Here is a 21,121-nt window from a genome sequence, read left to right as displayed (position 1 = left end):
GGTCAATGGTGCGGACTCGCCAAAAGGGCCCGGCTCGGTCGAAAGCCGCGCATGCAACGGGTCATGGGGGTGGGTTCTGCAGCCATGGGTCGGTGCTGGTCAGGGTGATGCGGCTGCTTGTTGCCGCAGGAAGTCCCTGAGCCGGGTATCGATCACGAAACGTCCTTCGCCGATACCGCGCTCGATGTCCTCGTGCGCGAGTAGCTTCGACTCGTAGTAGGCCGTCAACCGTCCATCCTGCTGATCTGCATAGAGCTTCCGCCAGGTTGCCCCCATGCTTGCCGGCAGTTCGGTGTTGCGTGCGTAGGCGGCCCCGCCTTTTTCGATCTTGTTCGAAAACTGCCCATACGAACGCATCGGGAAGTGCAGAATCCCGAGGCCCTGTACGCCGGCCGTGTTCACACCGCGCGGCGCCACAAGAAAATGATTGCCCTGGCCCACTTCGACATCGGCCATTGCGCGGTGCATGACCTTCGGCGGCAGGGGCTGGCCAAGCGAATTGGTTGACCGTGTTTCCCGGTAGATCATGCGTTCGAAAACGCTGCCTTCGGACTCCGGCCGCGGCAGGAAATCCCCGCGCCAGGCCGCGATCGAGCCAATCTCCGGCGGTACGCTCGCAAGCATGTCCTTGAGATTGCCGGCCGGCGGCCACCAGAATTCGTCGGCATCGCTGTTGATCACCCAGTCGGCGGCAAACTCGGTGCATGCGAGGCGGGCCATGCGCGTGACCCAGCGCGCCTGGGCGTAGTTGTCGTCGGTTTCGCGAATGACGTACAGAAGGCCCCTGGACTGGAAGTCCATCAGCACGTCGAGGGTGCCGTCCACGGAGAGGTTGTCGGTCGCGACGATGAAATCGACGCCCCGATTCAGGTGATAGAGGATGTTCTCCCGAATGATGTCGGCTTCGTCGCGAACCAGCAGGGTCATCACGAGTTTCATGGACGCCTCGTTCGTGCGGGGGCGATCACGCGCAAACCGCCCGACATTCAGCCGCCTGCGCTGCTGCAGGCCTGGATGTCCGCGTAGTGCGTGGCACCCAGGATGCATGCGGCCTGTGTTTCGCCCATGGACTGCTGACACACCACGCTGAGCGTGCGCGGTTGCGGCGCGAACGCACTGGTCTGGCCAGCCGCTTCGCGCAGACCGACGATGTGCGCGGCCACCGCGTCGCAGCGTGCCTCGCCGAGTCCAGCCGACGGCGCGCAGCCGCAGAGCGGGAGCGCGGCTGCAAGGATCAATAGCGGGCGAAAGCCAAGCATGTGTGCGCTGTGGGGTCGATCAACAGCCGGCATGATACCGTGCTGCCCCGACCGCGCCGCGCCGCTTGCGGCCGCCCCGAATTGCCTGCGCTGGATTTCACGATGAATCGACAGAACCTCGCCGCCTTCGTCCTGCTCGCCGCCTCGGCCGCGCTGCTCTGGTGGGTGTTCGGCGAGCACGCCCCGGCGCCCTCCGGACCAACGGCCGGCACGCCCGCCAGCGCCAACCGCTATGCGCCACGCGACTGGGAGCAGCCGGTCCGCGAGGCGCTGAACATCTCGCTGTTCACGTTCCGCGACCGCAATCGCGACGGCGTCTACGACACCGGCGACCTGCCCATGGCCATGATCGACGTGGATCTGCTGCCCCAGGGTGGCACGGACCCGACGCTTGCCACACAGTCGAACATCAATGGCTACGCGAACTTCGAGATGCATCGAGACGACCCGCAGCGTGCCATCCACGATGCCGACCGCGACTACCTGTGGCGCGTGGCGGTGCCGCCCGGTTGGTCGGCCACCTCCGGCAATGCCGAGCAGCGCATCCACTTCCGCGAAATGCCCGGCGCGCCGACCGGCCTGATCGCCGCTCCGCCGCCGCAGTGGGTGGGGCTGGCGGCCGACCTGGAGATCCGCTGGCAGGTCGACCCCGCGGCGGGCGACCTGGCACAGATCCGCGTCGAGGCCAGCGGGCCTGACGACCAGACCCAGGCCCTGGCCGTGCGGCCGGACGGCACGCTGCGCCTGCCGGCCGTGCCGGGCCGCTGGCGCTTGCGCGCCGTGCAGGGCACGACCGGCGCGGCCGATGAGCGCGAATTCAGCGTCGGCGAGGCGCCGGTCGAACTGGCACCCATGCGCTTTGCAACCGATCCGCCGGCCGCGCTGCCACGGGTCGTCACCGAGGACTTCGAGTGGCTCACCCGTTCGATCATCGACAAGCTGCCGAACCGGCATCTGGGGCTCGACTGGGACTACCTCATCGCGGTCGACAACCAGTACTACCGCGGTCCGGGCTACGTGAACGGCCTGATGAGCGGCCATGTGGTCGGCTACAACAGCTCTGGACATCCGGTCACGGTCAGCGCCCGCCCCGGCGAAAAATTCGATTTCGTGCGCGGATTCTTCGCCGTTGCCTGGCCGCAGGCGCACGGCGAATGGCTGGATGTCGAGGCATGGCGCGATGGCGCGCTGGTCGCCCGGCACGCGCTCAGGCTTTCCTACCTCGGCCCGGTGCAGTTCGAGGCCGAACTGCGCGGTATCGACCGTCTGACCCTCACGGCACGTCACTACTGGCAGTTCGTCGCCGATGACCTGGTGTTCCGACTCGCCGAACACTGAAACGGCGGCAAGCGCGTGAGGTTCGCGCCGGCCGCGCTGTCCGCAGGCCTTGCGCTGGCCGCAGGGTGCGGTCGCCCGCCGCCGGCGGTCGAGATACGATTGGACGGAGTGCCCGATCTCTCCCAGCATGACCCGGCGCTCGGCGACGCCGCCCGAGCGGAAAACCTGTGCGCGCCGGTCGCGGTTTCCGATTCCCTCGCCTGGCTGGCCGGCGATACCGACCGCGCGCGCCAGATCGCGCTGGCCCGCCGGCTGGCCGACCTCATGGGCACGAGTCCGCACGCCGGCACGCCGCCGGCCGGGCTGGTGGCGGGCGTGGAGCGTCATCTGCGCGAAGTCGGCACCCCCATCGCACGTCTGGAGTACGCCGGTTTCCGGCCGGTCGCCACGCGCCATCGATCGAGGGCGGTCCTAGGTCTGGACTGGATCGTCGCGGGGCTCGGTCCACGCCGCGCCGTGTGGCTGAACGTCGGCTGGTATCGCAGCCCCTCGCCGGGCTACTACCGGCGGATCGGCGGGCACTGGGTCGTGGCGGTCGGCTACCGCGACGGCCGGCTCGCAATCCACGATCCGGGGCCGTGGGCGGATGCCGGCGCCGACCCGCAGACACTCAAGGCACGCGAGCTGCGCGCGCTCGTGTTCGAGTTCGAGGGCAGCTTCGACTATCCCGGTCCGCTGCTGATTGAACTGCGAAATGCGCGCACCCCCACCCCGGGCGTGCGTGCGTTCATCGACGGCGCGGTGTTGCTGGAGACGGCGGAACGCCCGCCGTAGGCGCAGGCCCCTGTCAGCCTGCGCGGCGGCCCGGGTGGCCTGCGATTGTTCAGCGAGGAAAGTGTTCGGCCGCGTTGTGAGCGGGATGGTGTGTCAACGGCCGACAACGCCCGCGTGAGCACCCGCGGACATTCGATTGGACTGTCTGTTCATTGGGTCGCCTGCCGGCGCGGCGATTGCTCGCGAAGGGCCGGCTGCGTTCTGCAGCAGGGTGATCCGCGGTTCGAGCCACGGCGAGCAAGCTCGCGGTCAGTTGTCATTGATCAGCGACAGAAACTCCTCGTACTTGCCGGTCGGGCCGCGTTCGATCTGCTCGACGGTCTTGATCTGTACCTGATACGGATATCCGAGTGCGGCCTGTACAAGTTCGGCTGCGCTGGTGCTTTCTTCTGCACTGAGTGGTCGCGAGGTGACCACGCGCAGCTCGATGCTGTCCAAAGCCGTCTGTACATACTGAAACTGAACGATCGCCTCGATCGCCGAGAGCTTGCCCAGCGAGCCGGGCCAGAAGCGGTGCCCGTCCGGCGTGCGCGCGTAGTTGCGCACGCGGCCCATGACCCTGGCGATCACCGGCGCGCCACGCCCGCACGCGCAGGGTTCGCCGACGGTTGCGTAGTCACCGAGGTCGTAGCGCAGCAGCGGCATCGCGAGGTTGTGCAGCGAGCTGAGAACGACGCGGCCGGTTTCGCCCGCGGCGCACGGTTCGCCGTCGTCGCGAATGATCTCCACGCAGACCGTTTCGGCCTGCACGTGCAGGCGGCCGTGCTCCGGGCAGTCCTGCGCGATATGCCCGGTTTCGTTGGCCGAATACATGTCCGCGCAACGGATGTTCCACGCCCCTTGCAGCCGTTGTTCGAGTTCGGCATCCAGCGGTTCGGACATGAAGCGGATTTCGCGCAGCGACCGCGGTCGACCCGTCGCACCCATCGCGTCCAGCAGTGCCGCCGCGATGCTCGGGTAGGTCAGCAGGTAGACGGGGTCCACGCGGTGCAGCCAGCGGGCCAGCACTTCGGGCGGATGCGCCATGTGAATCGCGCTGCCCGGTGACGAGGTGTACAGCGCCTTGACCGGCCAGCCCCAGTCGCGCATCGCCACGCCGTTCGGGTCACGGCCCTCGGGCGGCAGGAAGCGAATCGCGCCCATGCGTTTGGAGAAATCGCGCTTCCAGGCGAGATGATCGCGAATCGTTAGCGCGCCCCAGTTGCGGCCGGTGACGGCGGTGCTCAGCGTCTCGACGGGGATGCCGGTGGAGCCGGACGTCCTGACGGGCTGCGCCGGGGCGTGATGCGGCGGCAGCCGTGCCGTGCGCAGGCGATCGCGGTGCTGGTGCAGGTCCGGCTTGGTCAGCAACGGCAGCGAGCGCCACGTCGACCAGAAATCCGCCTTCGGACCTTGTAACCGCTTCAGGCCATCGAGCCATCGCGGGTCGGACTTGTAGAACTCGACATTCGCGGTCGCCCAGCCGAGCAGCAGTTGCAGCTGCGCCGCCCAGCCGGTTTCGATCTCGTCGCGCGACCACCACTGCGAGTCCACCAGACCGTCGACGAGCTTGCGCAGCCCTGCGGGCTGGCGCGCGATGGCCGGCGGCCAGGCCAGGAACGGGGAGAGTGCGCGCAGTGGTTTCTTCGCGGCCATGGCCGGCAAGGGTATTCCAGAACCACTGCCCGACGCAGTCCGGCAGGGCCGGGCGGCCCTGTCCATGGTCTCGCCGCTGCCTGCATCACTTCGAAGGTCGAACCCTTGCGCGTCATCACGGCGGCCGACGCGCTACCATGGCGCAGCGCCGTCTGATCGGGCTGCGACGTTCAGCGCCCGTCGCTGGTTCGGCGACCTGTTTCGATGCTGGCGGCCAATGGGAATGAAGGAGGTCTCATGCTGTTTCTGATCCTCGGCCTGCTGTCCGCGATCGCGGGCGTCTACGCCTTCAGCCATCGCTCGGCCACGGGCCGGCTATGGCGGCTCGCCTATCGGCTGCGCTATGCGCTGATCGTGGTTGGCATCGCGCTTTTGGCGTCGCGTTCGTTCGTGTACGTCGGCGCGAACGAGGCTGGCCATCTGAATCTCGTTTATTTTGGCAGCGATCTCCCGCCCGGACGCATCATCGCCCTGCGTGGCGAGAAGGGCCCGCAGGCGCGCCTGCTACCGCCCGGCTTCCATTTCATCCCGCTGGTGCGCGTGCTCTATGACGTGGAATTCGCCTCGGTCGTCGAGGTCAAGGAAGGGCAGTACGCGCTGCTGCTCGCGCGCGACGGACAGCCACTGCGCGAGTCGCAGTTCCTGGCCGATCCCTGGCCCGAGGATCAGGTCGAAAAGATGCTCGATGCCGAGCATTTTCTCAGTGAGGGTCGTGGTCAGAAAGGCCCGCAGCTCACGGTGCTGCGACCGGGCCGCTACCGCCTGAACCGCTATCTGTTCGACGTGCAGTTCCAGGACGCGCTCGATGTGCCGACCGGCCATGTCGCGGTCGTGCGCTCGAACGTGCAGACCACGGCGGACTGCCCGGCGCCGGACGACGTCGGCAGCGGTACTGACACGCGCGTTGCGACACCGATCGTGCCGAAGGGCTGCATCGGCGTTTGGGCCGAGCCGATCCGCCCCGGCCGTTACTACCTCAACGCCCGTGCGTTCGTGACGACCATCATCCCCACGCGCGTGCAGACCTGGACCTACAAGGGCGGCTACACGCAGCGAGCGATCAACCTGCGCGTGAACGACAACGGCACGATCGAACAGGTCGAGTCGTCGACCGAGGAAAGCATGCCCAAGGACGCCGCGGACCGCGCCATCTTCGTACGTGTCGAGGGTTGTTTTGCTTCTGTTGTTTGATACCTATATCTACTTAATTAAATCAATTAGATAGGTAGACAAATAGATGATGGCCTCCTAGCCTATGGTAATCCGAGTGCCGGTGCTGCTCGGGATGTTCCTGGGTGGGCCAGAGAGGTTACGTAGGCGAAATGCAGTCAATTACGGCGAGCCCTCGTAGGCGGTTTGTTTGGGGCCACCGATGCCGGGGGTATCCCGGTCAGCGGGTCGCACCGGCAGACACGCTAATCCATCGACAAACTCGTGCTTGGTGCGCGGCGGATCGGCGGACGCTAGGTGCGCAGCGGTCGAGTCGGAATCTTGATCTAGTCCCGTTGGCTCAAGTCAGCCAACAACACCGTGCTGTTCGGTCGTGGGTTTCAGGGTGAGACTGGTTTGGGCCACCGACGATTTCCGAGTCGGCGGATTGTCGTATCCGGGGTTTCCAATCCTGCTCGACCGGGACATGCGTTCGGTAGAGTCGGCCTGCGATTTTTTGATCTACCATTGCCTGAGTCGCGGCCGAGTCCAATCCGAGAAGTCGTGGCGGCCCTATGGTCAAGCGATGTACGACTATTTTGGCTTTCTGGAAGCTCGTAACCTGGACTATCGCGACTGCCTCTACGACAACAATCATTCCATCGTCGCTACCTATCGGGACTGGTCAATTCGCCAAGGCCTGTCACCCACTACCGTAAATTACCGCCTCCGATTGATCCTGCAGTTCTATCGATACGCATTCCAGGTGGGGTGGGTATCGCGAGTACCTTACGATATTGACGAGGTTATAGTCCCTCGACGCAAAGATTTCTATGCCCATTTCCGCAAGTCCGCTCCGACCCGAGGAACACCGAGCGTCCTAATGCGTGAGACGCGTCCGTTGCTCAGGCTCCTATCGATGGACCAGATTCGAAGCCTAATGGAAGGCACGATGCATCACCCTACCCTGAATCTTATCTTGCGGCTGGAGATACAGACCGGTCTCCGAAAAGAGGAGGCGCTTAGTTTCCCCGCCTCTTCTGTGATCAATCCAGCGCACGACCGCAGGACATTAATCCCCGTCGAATTAAATCCGCGAGAAATGTCGGTCAAAGGAGACAGAGCGCGCCGAATCGACGTGCCTTGGTCGCTGATGGATCGTCTCTGGCAATACAAACTGCACGAACGTCAGGCAAGACTCGATCAGAGCGGAACCATGGAATGTAAACCGCTGTTCATTACTAGATTCGGCCACCCCTACAGTGTCAACTCGCAGTCAATCAACGCGCAAATAAAGAGGCATCTAGGTTTTGTATACCAGCACATGTTGCGCCACTCCTACGCGACCTACACATTGATCAGTATGAAGCAACACATGGATGTCGGGAACGCGTTGATGTACCTCCGCGATAGGTTGGGGCATGCTAGTGTAACGACCACCGAAATTTATCTGCACTATGTCGACATGATTGAGGATCGAGTTCTAGCGGCGTTTCAGGAAGAGATAGACCGGCTCTGATGTCGAAACGAAAACGATTTGACGTAGCTCTGGGGGAATCCGCTCGAGGAACCGACTTCGCATCATCTGCTACGCGTCCTATTCGGTGGCAGGACAACCCACGGGATACGGTCATAACTATCGAAAATCGAACGTGCCGTATTCGCCAATTGTCATTTGCCGCCTGGTATGACGGCCACATTGATGATGTTACGAGGGCGTGTCAGCAAATCATCCACGCGATGCTTAACGAAACCACTTTACAAGCCACTACCGTAGCGAGTTATTGGGCGGTTGGCCTGAAGTCGTTTCTGCCGTTCTGTCAGATGTGGTCATCCTTGCTCGGGCACCCTTTGACACTAGTCGACATAAACTGCGACCTGATCGACTCTTACGTGGCCGCTCTCCGCAATACGGCTTATAAACCTTCTGCGTTGAGAAAGCGCTATTCATCCACTAAAACCGTTCTCGAGCGTATGGCCGCCAACGGGTGGATCCGCCGAGAGGGTCTCTTTCCCGACAATCCGTTTCCGGGCGCGAGACGCGCCGAAAAGGGTGCAACGCCGCTCTCAGACGCTGAGCGCAGACGGCTGACTCAATGCTTAAAGGAGGATTTGGTCGAGATTCAAAAACGCGAAGGAGCGCTGAACGCTGATGACCTTGTTGTGTGTATGCTTGCGATCAGCCTGCGGAGCGGCCTAAATCCAACCTCCCTGATCGAGCTTTCTACCGACTGCATTCGGGCGCATCCACTGAAAACCAGTCGCCGACTGCTGGTTAGTGTAAAACGCAGGGGTGGCGGTCCGCAGGTTCAGGCTCTGCGGTATTGCGAGTCTGTCGAAACATCCAAGACGATTTTGCCGGATGTAGTGACTATTATCGAAATGATCATCGCCCGCAACGCACATCTGCGCGCGGACGCTCGACTTGCGAATCAATTGTTCGTATGCGAGTCAAGAAAGCGCGGTATGCTCGGAGAAAAAAAAGTAATCTCATATACGACGATTGCAAAAATTATCCCTGCGTTTGTCGCTCGACATAGTTTGCTGGACGACTCTGGACGCTTCTTAGCGTTGAATTTTATGCGGCTGCGAAAAACCTACATCAATAGAGTTTGGGTTTTGTCCGATGGAGATCCAATCGTTACAGCGCGCCTGGGAAATCACTCCGCCAGGATCAGCAACGACCACTACTTGGAGGCACCGCCAGTGGCCGAGCAGAACTTCAGGCTCCTCGGACAGGTGTTGGCCGCGGATCTCGCGGGTGAACATGTGCTTTCGACCAGCACAGCCCAGACACCCGTCGCGCGGTGTCGCCACAACCTAGGCCTGAGCAGCACACAATATTGCGACGACTTCATGAGTTGCGTCCGATGTAAGTCTTTCGTGATCACAGTAGATGATCTGTATCGACTCTACAGTTTTTATTGGCTTCTAGTGCGGGAGCGCGCAAGACTTGGCGCGAGGCGGTGGTCCCGCTACTACGCCGCCGTCATAAGACTGATCGACCGGGATATCGAGCCGCAGTTTAGCCCGGTAGCCGTCCAGGCAGCCAAGGAACGAGCCAAAGTCAATCCGCACCCGTTTTGGCGAAGCCGCGAGCAACTGGAAGCCGTGCCGTGAGTGCTTTGCGGCCCCACTTAGCTTCCGACCGAGTGCCGGTGGCGGACCAACATGAGATGCGACAGGTAGAGTTTGGGGCGCTATCGACCGATACGGTTAGGCTGCTGCCGGTTACCTGGCACTTGGGGGAAGAAGGCGAATACCGGGTAATCAGTCGATACGGCGACGACGTCTGGGAATGGCCCAAGGCCGGGAGCTTCGATAAATTCAGCGAACCTCAACGTAGGATCTCGTTTGTCGGCACGCCGGAGGCGCTTAAGGATTCCTTCAAGGAGCTATTCTGGCGGTACCTGCGTAGCGATAAGCCTCAGGGCCAATCCCTTTTTGGGATGCACCGGTCCATGGCGCAATTTCTGGAGTATCTGTCGTCGCTAGGGATCACGAACTTGGCCGACACTACGCCAATTCACTGTCTGAGTTATGTGAACCATTGCAAATCGCTTCCAGTTTCCGGGGGAAAAAACAGGGGACAGCCACGGAAACCCCGGTATTTGGCACTATTGTTTGGCGCTGTGGAAAAGCTTCAGAAGCATGCCGCGGGTACTCCCTTTGCGTTCCCGCACCCTTGGCCAGACGCAACAGCTTGTTATCTTGCCGGTATGTCGTGGAAGGGTGGACTCGAAGCCGGCACTGCCGTAATTCCCGACTATGCTTGGAGGAAGTTGTTTCAGGCGGCGCGCGAACGGCTAGAGATTGCGAGCTACCTGTTGGAATTGATGCAACAAGTTGAGGACCTGCGAGCGGATTGGCGCGAACGCGGGTTCAATTCCACTAGTATTCGGGGGGCAGTGTGCCGGTTCCTATCAGAGGCCGGATTCGAGGGATCCGTGCGCGATCTTGGCCAAGCCCGCGGGGAGTTGCGAGATGCGGCGATAATAGTGATTCTATCGCTATCAGGGATTCGCGCGCATGAACTGCGCAACCTGCGAAACAACGCGTGGCGTCGTGAAATCCGCGACGACGGTGTATATTACTGGATGCGCTCACGATCCGATAAAACGGGAATCGGCGAAACTGAATGGATGATTCCTGAAATAGTTACAACGGCACTGGATGTAGCGCAGCGGGTAGCTCAGCCGCTTCAAGAAAGGTTGTCAAGTAAGTTAGAAGAATTGGAAGATCCTTGCTGTCTCGATGCACTTAACATTCGCGCGGACGTGGACCGCCTTTTTTTGGCAAACAATACTGGAGCTGGAAACACTGTCGCCGCAGTGCATGAGTACACCATGCAATACGCGATCAGACGGTTCGCCGCCAGACGCGGGATCAATTGGGACTTCGCGCCGCATCAGTTTCGTCGCACGTTTGCCGTATACGTTGCGCGGTCAAAGCTGGGTGATCTCCGATACTTGCGCGACCACATGCAGCACTGGTCTATGGATATGACTTGGATCTATGCGCGCAATAGCAAACAGGATCCAGAGTTGTTTGCCGAAATTGACTTGGCAATAGCGGATCACTCAATAGAAGTCATCGCGCATTGGCTCGACGAGGAGACCCTGCTCTCGGGTGGGGCCGCGGGTAACATTCGTGCGTTTCGATCAAAGGACGACAAGTTGCGTGTCTACCACACTCGCCGAGAAATGGCGAAGACGATCTCCGAAAGTGTTTACCTTAGAGCGACGGGGGCTGCATGGTGCACGGCGGACGATGGTGGCTGCGGAGGCCGAGGCGCAGTAGAGCGTACGCTCTGTGGTGGATGCTCAAATGCCGTGATAGATGACAAAAAAATACCCTATTGGCGTGGGGTATATCAGCAGCAGCTCGAACTGCGTCAGATCAACGACATAGGGGATGCGGCGCGACGACGAGTCGAGCGAGATTTGCGGCGTTGCGAGCAGGTGTTAACGGATCTGGGCGTGTTGAGCGTCATTGAGTAGGTTCTCGGCCCTGCTCATGACGATTGAACGAAATCGAACTCAGCACCGGCTGGAGATGGCTCTATACCGGATCCAGCGCGGCCGGGGCCGAATCGTGAAGGGCGATGCCAAGCTGACGTTCGCCAATGTGGCGCGTGAGGCCGAGGTTTCAACTGCGACGATCCACAATCGATATCCGGAGGTGGCGGAGAAAATCCGGGCGGCCCAAGGCCGGACCAGTCGAGCCCTAAGGGATCAGAAGAACGAACAGCTTAGGGTGGCGCGCGCTACAATAGTGAGACTCCGGAAGGAGTTGCGCGATTCGAATAATGACGCAGCGTCCTTGGCGTCGATCAACCGAACCTTGGAACTGGAGATTCGGCGTTTGAGGGCTGTCATGACTGGTGGCGGGGTTGCAACCGGAAAGTATAACTAGCTCGGAATTGCCGGAGCACGACAACAATGCTGGACCTTACCGGTAGCTGCAAGGATATGGCGGGCACACGATGAGTCAAGATTTACGGCAATACCTTGTTTTTTTCCGTGTGGCGCGATGTTTTCAGCACTGCGGGTCAGTGTCCACCCAAAGGACTCGCGAACTTACCATTGAGGATTTTTGCTGGTGTTTTCACCGATCGCGTCACTTGGTGGGTGGCCATCGCTTCGAGGCTTCTGGGAATCTCTGAAAATTCTGAGTTTCCCGCGGCGTACGGAGGTGCTGACCCTCTATGACGTTGTGGAAAAGACAGCAAGAAAAGAGTAATGAAGGCTTGTGGAGCTACGGCGGATTAAGAAATCTTCACAGTCAAGTTCTGGAGCGTGCTCTGGTACCTGGCCATGTGGGTGGACCAGAACCTGATCCTGTCCATGTACCCGGACGTGAACGTGTTCCTGCAGATCTTCGCCAACCCCGGCGAGCACGACGCTAAACGCATGCTGCTCAACATGATCACGACCAGCCTCTACCTGGGGTTGCCCCTGCTTTGGACGGGCATGATGGGCTGGGCGGGCCTGAAGGTGGGGCGGTCCCTCGAGGTCGCGACCAGCGCGATGCGGAATCCCGCTCAGGACGCCGGCCGTCAGGGCGGGGCCATCGGTAAGGCTGCCCTGTCGAAAGGAATCCGGAAATAGAGAGTCGGGGGAGCCTAATCAGGCTTGTAGATACCGGCCGGATCGGTTCCGTCGTCGAACTTGCCAGTCCTGTAGTTGAGGAGGCCGCCCCGGACGGAGCTGCTGAGCTCGTCGTCCGCCGGCGTCGTCTCGGCGGCGCCGGCCAGAAAGCGGACCGCAGCCAACAGCGCTCCGACGCCCGCGCCGATCGTCGCGATCGTGAGCCTGCCGCTTGCTTTCAATACTCTCTTCACCGCATTCGCTTCCTGACTGGTGAACCGGTCCGGGCCGGCACGGGCGCTTGTCATCAGTGACAGTCTACGCCGGGCCCCGTTTCAGGAATACCTGCGTCCAACCTACTGAACTTCCGTCATTTCTTCGCGCCAACCCGACGATTTCCTCAATTTTGGCTGGTTCAACCCGCCCACTTCTACTAGCATGAGGCCTAGTGTAGCCGTACCAATTGGACAATTCGCTCCTTTATGGGTTTCGAGCCTGGTCCAGCGGCAAAGGCCTGCCGGGTTTGCGTCAGGGGAAACAAGTAGATGGTTGAAGACCGATGGCTCTCGGTCGACGAGATTGCCCTGTACCTCGGGATCAAGCGGGACACCGTGTACAAGTGGATCGACCGCAAGAACATGCCTGCCCACAAGGTTGGGCGGCTGTGGAAATTCAGAAAGGACGAAGTCGATCAATGGGTCCGCGGCGGCGGAAGTGGCAATTCGAGAACGAGCGGTGAATCTGCCGATGAGCGGGGGGGCTGAAGGTGGACGTCTTTGACCTTAGGGACCGCTTGGTATCGGACTACCAGAGCTACACGCGAAGCTTTATCAAGATTCGCGATACGCGCGTCAGTGACTTCGTTGACAACGTTCTGAACAAAGAGGGCTTTTGGCCTGAGCCGCTTCTTCAACTCAACCCGACGTTCCATCCCGGTGGCACGATAGATGAGCTGGTCGAGCAGGGAGTTCTGCATAAGGAATGTTCCCGAATCTTCCGAATCGACAAATCGGATACGGATCACGTCGGAAAGCAGCTGCTGCTCCATGAACACCAACGCGAGGCAATCCTCAAGGCCAACCAGGGCCAGTCATACGTTTTGACCAGCGGTACGGGTTCAGGTAAGAGCCTGACCTACATCGTCCCCATCGTTGACCATATCCTACGCAAAAGGTCCGGCGGCGGTATAAAGGCGATCATCGTCTATCCGATGAACGCATTGGCGAATAGCCAGGACGAGGAACTCAAGAAATTCCTCGACAAAGGTTATGCAGAGGGTCAATCGCCGGTTCGTTTTGCGCGATATACGGGCCAGGAGAAGGGCGACGCGCGCGAGGCGATTCGTAGCAATCCTCCGGACATCCTGCTCACGAACTACATGATGCTCGAGCTTCTCCTTACGCGGGCAGAAGACCGGGAACTCGTGCGTGCAGCACAGGGGCTTCAGTTTCTCGTCTTTGATGAGCTACATACCTATCGTGGGCGCCAGGGTGCTGATGTAGCACTACTCATTCGGCGCTGTCGCGAGGCATTCGGTGGGCACGATATTACGTGCATTGGCACTTCTGCCACGATGGCCAGTGGTGGCACAAGTGATGAGCAGCAGCGCGAGGTTGCAAAGGTCGCGCAGTCGCTGTTTGGCGTGCCGTTTGATCCAGAGCAGATTATCGGCGAGACGCTCGAACGAGCCACGCCGGAGATCGAGCTTTCCGAGTCTGTGGTCGAGACGATCAGGAACACAATGGAGGCAAAGGAGGAGCCGCCTACAGACTACGAATCCTTCCGCATACACGCGCTCGCGTCATGGATCGAATCAACGTTTGGCGTACGGGAGGAGGTCGGTACATGCCGCCTCCTGAGGCAACTTCCCCGAAGGCTAAAGGGCGAGCACATTGATGGGCAGGAGAGCGCCTCGGACGAACTCGCGGCCCTCACCGGTGTGGCGCCGGAAGACTGCGCCGACGTTCTGCGGAAATGGCTGCTTCATGGCTCGTCGCTTCGCCGTAGTGAGTCAAGCCGCTTCCCGATCTTTGCCTTTCGGCTTCATCAGTTCTTCACGCGCGGCGATACGGTCTGGGCTTCAATTGAGCCTGAAGCCCAACGGCATTTGGAGATTGCCAAGAAAGCCGCAAAGCCCGGCGAGCCCGAGAAGCCGCTATACCCGTTGGTGTTCTGTCGCCATTGCGGAACGGCCTACTACCGCGTGCGAATTGTGGAAGACGAGCATGGCCAGCTCTTGTTTCCCAGAGAGGATCGGCGTGAGGAGGATGACGACGGTAGTACGGACGCCTATCTGTATGTCTCCCAGGAATCTCCCTGGCCACGTGGCGATGAGCAGGCCCGCCCGGCGCGTGTGCCGGACTATCTCAAGGAGACGACGGCACAGGGAATCGAACGCATCCGACCCGATGCGCGCAAGGACGTCCCTGAAGCTGTATTCGTCGACGCGTCGGGCAGGCTCACCGCCGAAGGCAATGGCATCGACGCGGCGCTGATCCATCGCAACTTCCTTTTCTGTCTCGAACCGTCATGCGGTGTCGCTTATACCAAGAGCCAGAGATCTGAGCGCAACAAGCTGGCTACGCTCGGTGTGGACAACAGAAGCACGGCGACCACGATTCTGGCCGTTCGGTCCCTCATCGAGCTGCAGGGTGACCGGGACCTGCGCCCAGAAGCTCGCAAGCTACTTAGCTTCACAGACAACCGACAGGACGCATCTCTGCAGGCGGGGCACTTCAACGACTTCGTCCAGGTCGCGCTGTTGCGCTCGGCACTCCACCGTGCAACGGAGAAGACGCATACAGTCGGCCTTCGCCACGGCGTTCTTTCACGATCTGTCTTCGAGGCGATGGAGCTCGAATTTGCAGAGTACGCGGCAGATCCGGATGTCCGCGGCCCAGCCAGGCAGGCAACGCACGACGCCCTGCGGCGCGTAATTGAATATTTCCTGTATCGAGATCTGGAAAGAGGCTGGCGAGTCACTGCTCCGAATCTGGAAGACTGTGGACTCCTTCGCTTCGAGTACGAGGGACTCTTGGGGGAAGAGAGCCTGCTCACCGAGGCTGAACTATGGGAAGCGGGCTTCTCCATGCGCGAAGGGCGGGCCGCGCAACGGTTCGTAGAAGCTCCGGCGGCGTTGCAGCTGGCCCCTGCGGAAATCCGCGAGGAGTTGCTTCGTACCTTGCTGGACGTGATGCGGCGCTCGCTTGCCGTCAAAGTCGATGTGCTGGATCCGCAAAAGCAGCACGAGCTCGTAGAGCAAACCAAGCCGAGATTGCTTGAAGGTACCGTTTGGTATCTGGAGGATGAGCGTGAACTGACACGTGCCGTTGTTGCCTATCCGAGGCCTCGAAGTCGGCAGGATAGGAGCGGCTTCTTTGTTTCCTCTTACGGTGCCTACGGGCGCTACGTCAAACGTACTCTCAGCCAAGTGGTCCCTCCTGATCACGCGCTCGGACGCGCGGAGATCGACGAGATTATTCGGTTCTTGCTGCTGGCTTTGAAACGCTACGGAATTATCGAGCAGGTTCGTAGCGGCCGGGATAACGACGACCCGGGCTATCAGCTCAATGCGGACGCGCTACGGTGGCTACCGGGTCACGGCGAGGTTCGGCCAGTAGATCGCACGCGTCTTTTGGATGCCGGGGAAATCCCCCCGGAGGTCAACCGCTACTTTGTGGATTGCTACAAGGGCTTCGTCGACCTGAAATGCGTACTCGAAGCCCGCGAACATACTGCCCAGGTCACCTCGGAGGACCGGGAAGAGCGGGAAGAACGTTTCAGAGCGGGTGACCTGCCACTGTTGTTCTGTTCGCCCACGATGGAGTTGGGTGTCGACATCGCCCAGCTCAACTTGGTGAATCTGCGCAACGTTCCACCGACCCCAGCGAACTATGCCCAGCGCAGCGGCCGTGCTGGGCGTGGCGGCCAACCGGCGCTTGTCTTCACGTACTGCGCTGGGCGCAGCCCGCACGATCAATACTTCTATCGGGAGCCGACAAGAATGGTGGCCGGTACCGTGGCGCCACCCCGCATCGACCTCCGAAATAGGGACCTCGTACGGTCCCATATCTATGCCGTTTGGATGGAGGTGGCGAAACCTGACCTCGGTCGCACGTTGACTACAGTGCTCGATCTCACGCCAACCGACGGACGATTGCCGCTGTCCGTCAAGGACGGATTACTCCAGGAACTACGTAACCCTGTTCATCGAGCAGCGGCCCGTCAAAAGGCCAGCGCCTTGGTACGAAGCATCAAGGAGGAGCTCGATACCGCCTCATGGTTTCATGAGAACTGGCTCGATGAAATCCTTGAGCAGGTGGAGCGCAGCTTCGAATCCGCCTGTGATCGCTGGCGGAGCTTGTACAGGGCGGCCGTTCGGCAGCGCGAGCTGCACCACACGATTATCGGAGATCACTCCCGGCCCGAACTCGAGCGAAATCATTCGCGTCGGCTACGAGCACAAGCCGAGAGCCAGATTCGGCTGCTGACAGAAGCCGAGGGGATCTACGAGGGAGATTTCTACTCGTATCGCTATTTCGCGACTGAAGGCTTCCTGCCTGGTTACAACTTCCCCCGTTTGCCGCTCTCCGCATATGTGCCCGGTCGCCGTCAGCGGCGGGGTCGTGACGAGTTCGTCTCTCGCCCAAGATTCCTCGCGATATCGGAGTTCGGTCCACGGGCGCTGATCTACCACGAAGGTGCGCGGTACAGGGTGTACAAGGTCAATCTCGACTTTGGTTCGGATGACATCGAGAACACCCATGATCTGATGACGGCGACAATGAAACGTTGCCCGAGCTGCGGGTACGCACATCTGGAGCATGGCGCCAACAATCTCACTGAAGTCTGTGATCGCTGCGGAGCGGCACTGGATGGCCCGGCACGTATCGACAACCTGGTTCAACTGCAGAATGTCAGCCTGAAGCTTGCGCAACGAATCACCTGTGACGAGGAGGAGCGCCAGCGCTTCGGCTACAAGCTTGCCACCGCCTATCGCTTCCCCGAGGTAGGGGGAAAGCTTGACCGGAAGGACGCGGAGGTCGTCTCGGACGGACAGGTGTTGATGGATTTGAGCTACGGAGATGCCACGGACCTGTACCGCATCAACCTCGGTTGGACTAACCAGCGCGGTAATCAACCGCCGGGCTTCAACCTGGACCTCGAGCGCGGGTACTGGTCGCGCAATCAGGCCGACGACGAAGACCAGGACGATGCGGCCAATGCCGCCAGAATCCAGCGGGTCGTCCCCTACGTCAAGGATACGAAGAACGCGCTGGTGATGCGGTTTGAGCCGCCCCGTTCAGGTCCGGAAATGGCGGGCCTGCAAGCCGCTTTCAAGCAGGCGATACAGCAGCACTTCCAGCTCGAGCCGCGGGAATTGTCCTGTGAGCCGATGCCGACTCGGGAGGAGCGCCAGGAGATTCTCTTCTACGAATCTTCGGAAGGTGGCGCGGGTGTGCTTCGGCAACTGGCGGAAGAGCCGGCGATTCTGCCGGCTTTAGCGCGCCGCGCGCTCGAGATATGCCACTACGACTCGGACACGCTGGAAGACCGGGGTGCGGCGACCTGTGGCAAGGCCTGCTACGAATGTTTGCTCGACTATGGCAACCAGCCAGACCACAAGGACCTGGATCGCAATCTGATCCGTGACCTCCTGGTGGAGCTGGCCAGGTCGACTTGCCGCCCAGCGGGTGGAACCGGATCCCGCGCCGAGAGGCTGGTGGCATTGAGAGCCCGTTGTGACAGCCAGCTCGAGCAACGCTGGCTGGACGAAATCGAATCCTTGGGCCTCCGCCTGCCCAGCGAGGCGCAATATCGCATACCTGGCTACTTCGCCCAGCCCGACTTCTATTATGGAGAAGCCAACGTCGCCGTTTTCATCGACGGCCCCCCTCACGACGAGGCGGATCAAATCCGCAAGGACGAGGAAGTGACGCGCGGACTGCTGGAAATGGGATATATCGTGATCCGCTTCCACCACAGGGATGACTGGGTAGCCATCTTCCGCCGCCATCCGGATGTCTTCGGAGTACCCAGCTTATGAGCGCAGCCTACCTGTCGAAGCCCGGCACGCTGGTCCACGCGCGTGGCAGAGAGTGGGTCGTGCTGCCCGATTCTTCGGAAGAGTTGTTGCTTCTCCGCCCGCTTGGTGGACTCGATGAAGAGATCACTGGCGTGCTGCCATCGGTCGAGCCGGTCGAATCGGCGACGTTCCGCCTACCCGGTATGGACGATCTGGGCGACTTCACGTCGGGGCGCTTGTTGCGCGATGCCGCACGCCTCTCGACTCGTTCGGCGGCCGGCCCGTTTCGCAGTTTCGGCCGCATCGCGGCCGAGCCTCGGCCCTATCAGCTCGTACCACTAATGATGGCGTTGAAGCTCGATCCGATCCGGATGCTGATCGCCGACGACGTCGGTATCGGGAAGACCATCGAGGCGAGCCTGATCGCGCGCGAGCTCCTCGATCGCGGCGAGATTAGACGGCTAGCGATTCTTTGCCCGCCCCATCTCGCGGAGCAATGGCAGCGAGAGCTGTCGGAGAAGTTCCACATTGATGCGGAGCTTGTGCTCTCGAGCACGATTCAGCGTCTCGAGCGCGACTTACCGCTGGGGGTATCCGTCTTCGAACGTTATCCCTTCACAGTAGTATCGACCGACTTCATCAAGGCACCGCGCCGCGCGGAGGACTTTGCGCTGAAGTGTCCCGAATGCGTCATCGTCGACGAGGCGCACGGCTGTACCCTGGCGGGCGGCGTAGGCCGCGGGCGACAGCAACGCTATGAACTTCTGCGCCGTGTATCAGCCGACGCAGAGCGTCACATGATTCTCGTGACCGCAACGCCGCACAGCGGTAATGAGGACGCCTTCCGCTCGCTGCTGAGCCTGCTCGACGACAGTTTCATCAACCTGCCGACGGATCTTGATCGGGCGGAACGCGAGGGTATCCGCCGCCACCTCGCGCGGCACTTGGTTCAGCGGCGGCGGGCCGATATCCGCCATTACCTGGAAACCGACACCGCCTTCCCGGAGCGAAAGGACAAGGAGGCCACCTACAACTTCGATCCGGCCTACCGCGGTCTCTTCGAAGAAATCGTCGATTTCGCTCACGAGTACGTGACCGAAGAGGACGGCGGCAATCGCAGACAGCGCGTCCGGTACTGGTCAGCATTGGCGCTACTGCGTTGCGTCTCATCGAGCCCGGCGGCCGCCGCGGCAACGCTGCGCAGTCGCGCCGCCGTAGACCAGGCCGAGGGTGAGGATGTTGATGAGGTGGGCCGGCGGACAGTTCTGGACCATGGCGACGACGATGATACCGTCGCGCTGGATTTCAGTCCGGGGACCGAGACGGAAGATGCCCGCGATGCCAGCCGGCCCAAGCTCCTGGAGTTTGCCCGTCGCGCCGAGGCGCTCGATCCGGCTGATGACCAAAAGCTCCAAGGGGCTGCCACCGAAATCAAAGGTCTGCTAAAGGATGGATTCCATCCGGTGGTCTTTTGTCGCTTCATCGATACCGCGGAGTACGTGGCGCGTCACCTGCGGGAAACGCTGCCGGACAAGGTCCGGGTTGAGTCGGTCACCGGTCTGCTGCCGCCTGCCGAGCGCGAGGCGCGTATCCACACATTGGTGTCCGAGGGCGGCCAGTTCGTCCTCGTATGCACCGACTGCCTGTCCGAGGGCATCAACCTACAGGATCACTTCGACGCTGTTCTGCACTACGACCTAGCATGGAATCCGACCCGCCACGAGCAACGCGAAGGACGAGTCGATCGATTTGGACAAGAGAAACCCGAGGTGCGGGTCGTTACCTATTATGGGGCGGATAACCCCATCGACGGGGTCATTCTGGATGTTCTGATCCGCAAGCATAAAAGCATCAAGAGCGCGCTCGGCGTCACGGTCGCCGTGCCCGGTACCAGTGAGCAGATCGCGGAAACCCTGTTCGAGGGCGCGCTGTTCCGCGAAAGGACGCGGGAGGGAGATCGTCAGCTGTCGCTTCAGTTTATCGACGACCTAGGCCCGAAGAAGGAATCGATCCACGCGGAGTGGGACAACGCGCGCGATCGCGAGAAGGCCAGCCGATCGCGCTTTGCGCAGCACACCTTGAGTCCGGAGGCCGTTGCCGAGGAACTCGCGAGTGTGCGCGCAGCCATAGGCCGCGCCGAAGATGTCGAACGGTTCGCGCGCACCGTCTTGCAAACGGCGAACGTGCCGACGGAAGAAAAGGGCAATGCGCTTGTAGTCCACCTCGGCCTTGAGGCCCCGCGCGCTCTGCGCCAAGCGATTGGCCGGGATGAGCCGTTCACCGGCCGCTTCGATTTGCCGCTGCAGGAGGGAGAGCTCTACCTGGGCCGCACCAGCCCAATCGTCGAGGGCCTCGCGGGATGGACGCTCGACCAGGCACTGGACCCAGTGGCCCGCGATACGCGGCCCATTGCCGCACGCTGCGGCGCGGTCTCGACGTCCGTTGTCGAGGCGCGTACGACGCTTCTGGTCGCGCGTTTCCGTTTCCACCTGAAGGTCGCGGGTCGTGATGGCGAGACCTTGCTGTGCGAGGAGATCCTGCCCCTGGCCTTTACCGGTCCGGTAGATGCGCCGCAGTGGCTGGGAGCGGAAATAGGCGAGCGTCTGCTCGACGCGCGACCCGAGCGCAACCTTCTACCCACCGCAATCGAGCAGCAGATGAACCTGCTGCTGCCGAGCCTGCCTCGTGTCCAGGAGGCGCTGGCAGCGCTGGCGGCGGAGCGGGCGGCGGCCCAGCTTGAGGCCCACGAGCGCGTGCGCGAGGCCTCCCGAAAGCGGGGGCGTGTTTCGATCGAGCCCGTACTGCCGGTGGACATCCTTGGCGCCTACGTCTTGCTGCCGAGGCTGAACTGA

Annotated in this window: 14 protein-coding genes and 1 pseudogene; 11 read left to right on the top strand and 4 right to left on the bottom strand. The window is 61.2% G+C overall.

Features of this window, described 5'->3' with window-relative positions:
• Positions 1–99 precede the first annotated feature (99 nt).
• Together KDG50_06440 and KDG50_06435 are read right to left on the bottom strand one after the other, a co-directional pair.
• Positions 100–939, bottom strand: a complete 840-nt coding sequence (locus KDG50_06440) for a glycosyltransferase family 2 protein (protein MCB1865050.1) — start codon at positions 937–939, stop codon at positions 100–102.
• 47 nt (positions 940–986) lie between these two features.
• Positions 987–1,259, bottom strand: coding sequence for a hypothetical protein (locus KDG50_06435; GenBank protein ID MCB1865049.1), 273 nt, complete (start codon positions 1,257–1,259; stop codon positions 987–989).
• Between the two features lie 102 nt (positions 1,260–1,361).
• Here KDG50_06435 and KDG50_06430 point away from each other — a divergent pair, with 102 nt between their 5' ends.
• Together KDG50_06430 and KDG50_06425 are read left to right on the top strand one after the other, a co-directional pair.
• On the top strand, positions 1,362–2,597 hold the full coding sequence (locus KDG50_06430) for a hypothetical protein (protein ID MCB1865048.1): 1,236 nt from the start codon (positions 1,362–1,364) through the stop codon (positions 2,595–2,597).
• 15 nt (positions 2,598–2,612) lie between these two features.
• Positions 2,613–3,371 carry a hypothetical protein gene (locus tag KDG50_06425; GenBank protein ID MCB1865047.1) on the top strand — a complete coding sequence of 253 codons (759 nt, stop codon included), beginning with the start codon at positions 2,613–2,615 and terminating at the stop codon, positions 3,369–3,371.
• Between the two features lie 249 nt (positions 3,372–3,620).
• On the opposite strand, the gene KDG50_06420 is transcribed toward KDG50_06425, so the two are convergent.
• Positions 3,621–5,006 carry a phenylacetate--CoA ligase family protein gene (locus KDG50_06420; protein MCB1865046.1) on the bottom strand — a complete coding sequence of 462 codons (1,386 nt, stop codon included), beginning with the start codon at positions 5,004–5,006 and terminating at the stop codon, positions 3,621–3,623.
• A gap of 237 nt (positions 5,007–5,243) precedes the next feature.
• Here KDG50_06420 and KDG50_06415 point away from each other — a divergent pair, with 237 nt between their 5' ends.
• The 6 genes and pseudogenes from KDG50_06415 (at position 5,244) to KDG50_06390 (ending at position 12,265) form a co-directional block, all read left to right on the top strand.
• Complete coding sequence (locus tag KDG50_06415) at positions 5,244–6,197, top strand: hypothetical protein (protein MCB1865045.1); 954 nt, start codon at positions 5,244–5,246, stop codon at positions 6,195–6,197.
• A 544-nt stretch (positions 6,198–6,741) separates the two neighbouring features.
• Positions 6,742–7,674: a tyrosine-type recombinase/integrase gene (locus KDG50_06410; GenBank protein MCB1865044.1), complete on the top strand. Its 933-nt coding sequence runs from the start codon at positions 6,742–6,744 to the stop codon at positions 7,672–7,674.
• A 149-nt stretch (positions 7,675–7,823) separates the two neighbouring features.
• On the top strand, positions 7,824–9,275 hold the full coding sequence (locus KDG50_06405; protein MCB1865043.1) for a hypothetical protein: 1,452 nt from the start codon (positions 7,824–7,826) through the stop codon (positions 9,273–9,275).
• A gap of 56 nt (positions 9,276–9,331) precedes the next feature.
• On the top strand, positions 9,332–11,155 hold the full coding sequence (locus KDG50_06400; GenBank protein MCB1865042.1) for a tyrosine-type recombinase/integrase: 1,824 nt from the start codon (positions 9,332–9,334) through the stop codon (positions 11,153–11,155).
• Between the two features lie 16 nt (positions 11,156–11,171).
• Positions 11,172–11,570, top strand: a complete 399-nt coding sequence (locus KDG50_06395; GenBank protein ID MCB1865041.1) for a hypothetical protein — start codon at positions 11,172–11,174, stop codon at positions 11,568–11,570.
• Positions 11,571–11,929: 359 nt separating this feature from the next.
• Positions 11,930–12,265 (top strand): annotated as a pseudogene (locus KDG50_06390) (conjugal transfer protein TraG N-terminal domain-containing protein).
• Positions 12,266–12,279: 14 nt separating this feature from the next.
• On the opposite strand, the gene KDG50_06385 reads toward KDG50_06390, so the two are convergent.
• Entirely contained in the window at positions 12,280–12,552 is a 273-nt protein-coding gene (locus KDG50_06385) for a hypothetical protein (GenBank protein MCB1865040.1), read from the bottom strand.
• A 237-nt stretch (positions 12,553–12,789) separates the two neighbouring features.
• Here KDG50_06385 and KDG50_06380 point away from each other — a divergent pair, with 237 nt between their 5' ends.
• The 3 genes from KDG50_06380 to KDG50_06370 are packed head-to-tail and all read left to right on the top strand — an operon-like array spanning position 12,790 to position 21,121.
• The gene (locus KDG50_06380) at positions 12,790–13,008 is read left to right on the top strand and encodes a helix-turn-helix domain-containing protein (GenBank protein ID MCB1865039.1); all 219 of its coding nucleotides are present in this window, start codon (positions 12,790–12,792) and stop codon (positions 13,006–13,008) included.
• 2 nt (positions 13,009–13,010) lie between these two features.
• On the top strand, positions 13,011–18,290 hold the full coding sequence (locus tag KDG50_06375) for a DEAD/DEAH box helicase (protein ID MCB1865038.1): 5,280 nt from the start codon (positions 13,011–13,013) through the stop codon (positions 18,288–18,290).
• Complete coding sequence (locus tag KDG50_06370; protein MCB1865037.1) at positions 18,287–21,121, top strand: DEAD/DEAH box helicase; 2,835 nt, start codon at positions 18,287–18,289, stop codon at positions 21,119–21,121. The genes KDG50_06375 and KDG50_06370 overlap by 4 nt, the downstream gene beginning before the upstream one ends.

This window comes from Chromatiales bacterium (assembly GCA_020445605.1).
Taxonomy (GTDB): domain Bacteria; phylum Pseudomonadota; class Gammaproteobacteria; order JAGRGH01; family JAGRGH01; genus JAGRGH01.
Note: the sequence above shows the minus strand (reverse complement) of the source record. Positions and strands in the feature narration are given on the sequence as shown.